This is a genomic window from Rubrivirga sp. (genome assembly GCF_049648075.1).
Lineage (GTDB): Bacteria > Bacteroidota > Rhodothermia > Rhodothermales > Rubricoccaceae > Rubrivirga.
Genome location: NZ_JBARYR010000038.1, coordinates 1 through 4,120 on the forward strand (window position 1 = coordinate 1; position 4,120 = coordinate 4,120).

The window sequence follows — 4,120 nt, forward strand, 5'->3', positions numbered from 1 at the left end:
GGCGACCGCATCGCGTTCACCTACGACGACGAGGGAACGACCAAGCTCGCGACCGTCGGGATGCGGGGCGACCTCGAGGTCGTGGCCAGCGACGTCGGCGGGATGTCGATCGGGCGGCCGTATCCCGGCGGCTCGTTCTCGGTCGGCGGCGGGCGCGCGGCGTTCACCCTCGTCGGCACGGACCACCCGGCCGACGTGGCCGTGGTCGACCTCCAGGGCAGCGACGTGCGACGGCTGACGCATCTCAACGAGGACCTGTTTGGCCAGCGGACCCTGGGCGAGGTCGAGGAGATCACGTACACCTCGAGCGCGGACGGACTAGAGATCGAGGGCTGGGTCGTCAAGCCCCCGGGCTTCGACGCCTCGCGCCAGTACCCGCTCATCCTGGAGATCCACGGAGGGCCGTTCGCCAACTACGGCCCGCGCTTTTCGATGGAAGTCCAGCTGATGGCCGCCGCCGGCTACGTGGTCCTCTATACGAACCCGCGCGGCTCGACCAGCTACGGCGAGGACTTCGGCAACGAGATCCACCACGCCTACCCGAGCCAGGACTACGACGACCTGGTCAGCGGCGTCGAGGCCGTGGCCGACCGGGGCTACATCGACCGCGACCGGCTCTACGTCACCGGTGGCTCGGGCGGCGGCGTGCTGACGGCCTGGATCGTCGGGCACACCGACATGTTCGCGGCGGCGGTCGTGGCCAAGCCCGTCATCAACTGGACGAGCTGGATCGGGACGGCGGACAGCTACACGTTCGGCGCGAAGTACTGGTTCGACAAGCTCCCGTGGGAGGACCCCGAGCACTACTGGGCCCGCTCGCCGCTCGCCTACGTCGGCAACGTGACCACGCCGACCATGCTGCTCACCGGCGAGGCCGACACGCGGACGCCGATGTCGGAGTCGGAGCAGTTCTACCAGGCGCTCCGGCTCGAGGGCGTGCCGAGCGCGTTGGTGCGCGTGCCGGGCGCCTCGCACGGGATCGCGGCGCGGCCGAGCGGGCTGATGCGCAAGGTCGGCTACATCCTGGCCTGGTTCGAGCGGTACGGGGGTCCCGGACTCGCAGTCGGACAGACGGACAACTAGGAGATCAACCGCGACGGCCTCGAGGGCTCGCCTCTCCTTCTCGCCACGTTTCGACCTCGAGGCCGACGGCCTCTGCCGATCTCCAGCTTCCCATGCCCTCCTACGCCGACGCCCTCGACCTTTTCCACGAGTGGACCGAGACCGAGAGCCTGCGGCGCCACGGCTATGCCGTCGAGGCCTCGATGGCGGAGATGGCCCGGCGTCGAGGCGGCGACCCCGGATCGAGTCCGGGGCAGGCTCTCGAGGACTGGCGGATCGCGGGTCTCCTCCACGACCTCGATTACGAGAAGCACCCGACGCCGGAGGAGCACCCGGGCGTCGGCGTGTCCGAGCTCGAGCGGTTGGGGTACTCCGACGAGATCCGAACCGCGATCCTGGGCCACGCGCCCTACACCGGCGTCGCGAGAGAGACCGAGATGGCGAAGGCGCTCTTCGCCGTCGACGAGCTGTCCGGGTTCGTGACCGCCGTCGCCTTCGTCCGCCCAACCCGCTTGGAGGGCCTCACGCCGCGCTCGGTCAAGAAGAAGCTCAAGGACAAGCGGTTCGCCGCCGCCGTGAGCCGCGACGACATCCGCCAAGGCGCCCAAGAGCTCGGCATCGACCTCGACGAGTTGATCCGAATTGTGATCGACGGCCTTTCGCGTGAAGCCTCGCGCCTCGACCTGACGTAGGAGGCCTCGCCCCCCTGCGTTTCCATGTCCGACCGACCAAGCGGCCCGCGCCGCATCACGCCCGTTCCGGGCCTCCTCGACATCGACGCCATCGAGGACGCGAACCTCGCCGAGGCGTTCGGCGAGGACGCTCCCGACCGGAACGAGACGCCTCGCGACGACGACGCCCTGGCCGACGCCCTCGGCCTCGAGGACGACTTCGACGTGGCCGCGACGTCTGCACGAGCGACCGTCGGCATCGGACCGGCCGGCGAACCGGTCTCCGACCTCGAGGGCGAGCCCGTCCCAGACCTCGAGGTCGCCCCAGAGCCCGAGAGCTCCGGCACCCCAGGCGATCCGGCCGCCCTGCTACCTCCCGCCGACCTCGACGCCGAGACCCTCGAGGCTCCCCCTCTCGAGACGCCCGTCCTCGAGGACGCGGCTGTGGAAACCGAGCCCGTGGCGGAAGCCGACCTCGAGGTCGATCCTCCAGCCCCCACCGACCTCGAGAGCCGTCAGGCCGGCGCAGCCAACACGGGATTGGTGCCTCCGGCGGAGGTCATGGAGACGGCAAAGGCGGCGACGAAGGACCGAGGACGAGAGCTGGTCCAACTCGTCGTCAAGTACGGGAAGGAGCACGTGCCCGAGACGCCGCCCAAGCCCGCGATGCCGGACACCGGGCCGCCCCGCATGGTGGGCCGCGTGGGGCAGCTGATCCCGTTCTTGCGCGTGATCCCGTGGCTCTTGGCGGCGCTGTTCGCACTCAGCTTCTGGTGGGATTTTACCGGCCTCGAGGTCGCGCTGTTCGGCCAGTCGTTCCCCATCGAGGGCCTGCTGAAGGTGCTGACCGTCTCGGGCCTGATCGGGTTCGGGACAAACTGGCTCGCGATCACGATGCTGTTCCAGCCGCGCGAGAAGCGGGCCATCATACCGCAGGGCTTGATTCCGGCGCAGCGCGAGCGCGTGATCTACCGGCTGTCGGAGGCCATCAGCCGCGAGCTGATCAACGCCGACATCATCAAGCAGCGGATCCAGGAATCGGGCGTGATCGGGCGGTACCGAGACCTGGCCCTCGACGTCGTGCGCGGGGTCGTGGAGGATCCGGGCTTCCGAACTGACCTCAAGACGATCGCGCAGGGCTATGCCCAGGAAGTGCTCGGGTCGGAGTCGGTCCGGCGCGAGGTGGCGCGGCTGGCCGTCTCGAAGGTCGAGGAGCAAGCCGGTGGCGGGTTGGGCGGCGTCGCGCTCCGGCTCTACCGGACGTTCGCCGAGGACGACTTCCAGCGCCGCGTCGACCGCGCCCTCGACGAGCTGCCCGACGCCGTGGTCCCGCTGTTGGACCGGATCGACTCCGCCCTCGACGCCGTCCCGGCCAAGGTCGAGGACCGGGCCGACGAGATCGAGGAGGCGGCCACCAACGCGGTCCTGTCGTTCGTCGAAGGCTTCGACGTCAGGACGATGATCTCGGAGCGAGCGCGCCAGTTCGACGAGGGCCAGCTCGAGGGCTTGCTCAAGTCGACCTCGAACGAGCAGCTCAACTACATCAAGTACCTCGGCGCCATCCTGGGCGTGTTCGGCGGGTTCGTGATCTGGGCGCCCCTCGCATCGCTCGCCGTCTTCCTCACGATCGGCCTCGCGCTGTGGGGGATCGACGAGGCGCTGGTTCGCGCACGGCGCTAGCCGACCTCGAGGACGGCTAGCGCACGATGGCCCGCGTCGAGCGCCTGACCTAGCCACCGTCGCGGTGGGCCGTGACTTGGACGACGTAGACGCCGGCCGTCAGCCCGTCCGTCGGCAGGTCGACCTCGAGGACGCCAGGGCGAACTGGGACGAAGACTACGCGGCGGCGATACCACCAAGGAGGAGCGGACGCATCGGGGGCGAGGAGCGGGGCTCTGGTTGTCGATGGGGTCGCGGCGGGGTTAGGCACGAGAAGCCGCTGTGACCTACGTTGTGCCACCGTTTCTCCACTCGTCATGCGCCTTCTCCTCCTCGTCTTTCTGCTCTCGACGGCCGCCACGGCCCAGCAAACGGTCGCCGACCTCGACCGGCGGGTCCTCGACCTCGACCGCCAAATCTCCCGCGTCGACGCCGACCTCCGGGCCGCTCACTCCGACCTCGACCGGACTCGCTACGACCGCGACCTCGAGGCCCGGTCCCGCTACGAGACCCTAGTCGCCGACTACCAACGCCGAGCCGCGCGCTACCGCACCGACTCCGGCCGTGTCCAGGCTATGTACCAGGACCTGCGCGACTACGGCGGCGACGCCCGCGCCCACCGCGCTTACCAAGACGCGCAATACGACCTCGAGGACGAGGCCCGCGCGCTCGAAGTGGAAGCCCGTGACCTCGAGATTGTCGTTCGCGACCTCGACGGAACGTACCGG

At 69.5% G+C, this 4,120-nt stretch carries 5 protein-coding genes; 4 read left to right on the top strand and 1 reads right to left on the bottom strand.

The genetic code is table 11. The features are described 5' to 3' along the window. The 3 genes from WBA11_RS01155 to WBA11_RS01165 all read left to right on the top strand — a co-directional run. On the top strand, positions 1-1,083 hold a 1,083-nt coding region (locus WBA11_RS01155; protein ID WP_424518900.1), incomplete at its 5' end, for an alpha/beta hydrolase family protein. A gap of 92 nt (positions 1,084-1,175) precedes the next feature. Then, positions 1,176-1,754: an HD domain-containing protein gene (locus WBA11_RS01160; RefSeq protein ID WP_424518901.1), complete on the top strand. Its 579-nt coding sequence runs from the start codon at positions 1,176-1,178 to the stop codon at positions 1,752-1,754. A gap of 24 nt (positions 1,755-1,778) precedes the next feature. After that, the gene (locus WBA11_RS01165) at positions 1,779-3,413 is read left to right on the top strand and encodes a DUF445 family protein (protein ID WP_424518902.1); all 1,635 of its coding nucleotides are present in this window, start codon (positions 1,779-1,781) and stop codon (positions 3,411-3,413) included. Positions 3,414-3,462: 49 nt separating this feature from the next. Here WBA11_RS01165 and WBA11_RS01170 read toward each other — a convergent pair whose 3' ends face one another. After that, on the bottom strand, positions 3,463-3,663 hold the full coding sequence (locus WBA11_RS01170; RefSeq protein WP_424518903.1) for a hypothetical protein: 201 nt from the start codon (positions 3,661-3,663) through the stop codon (positions 3,463-3,465). 46 nt (positions 3,664-3,709) lie between these two features. Here WBA11_RS01170 and WBA11_RS01175 point away from each other — a divergent pair. Continuing rightward, the coding region (locus WBA11_RS01175; RefSeq protein ID WP_424518904.1) for a hypothetical protein at positions 3,710-4,120 on the top strand (411 nt) is incomplete at its 3' end.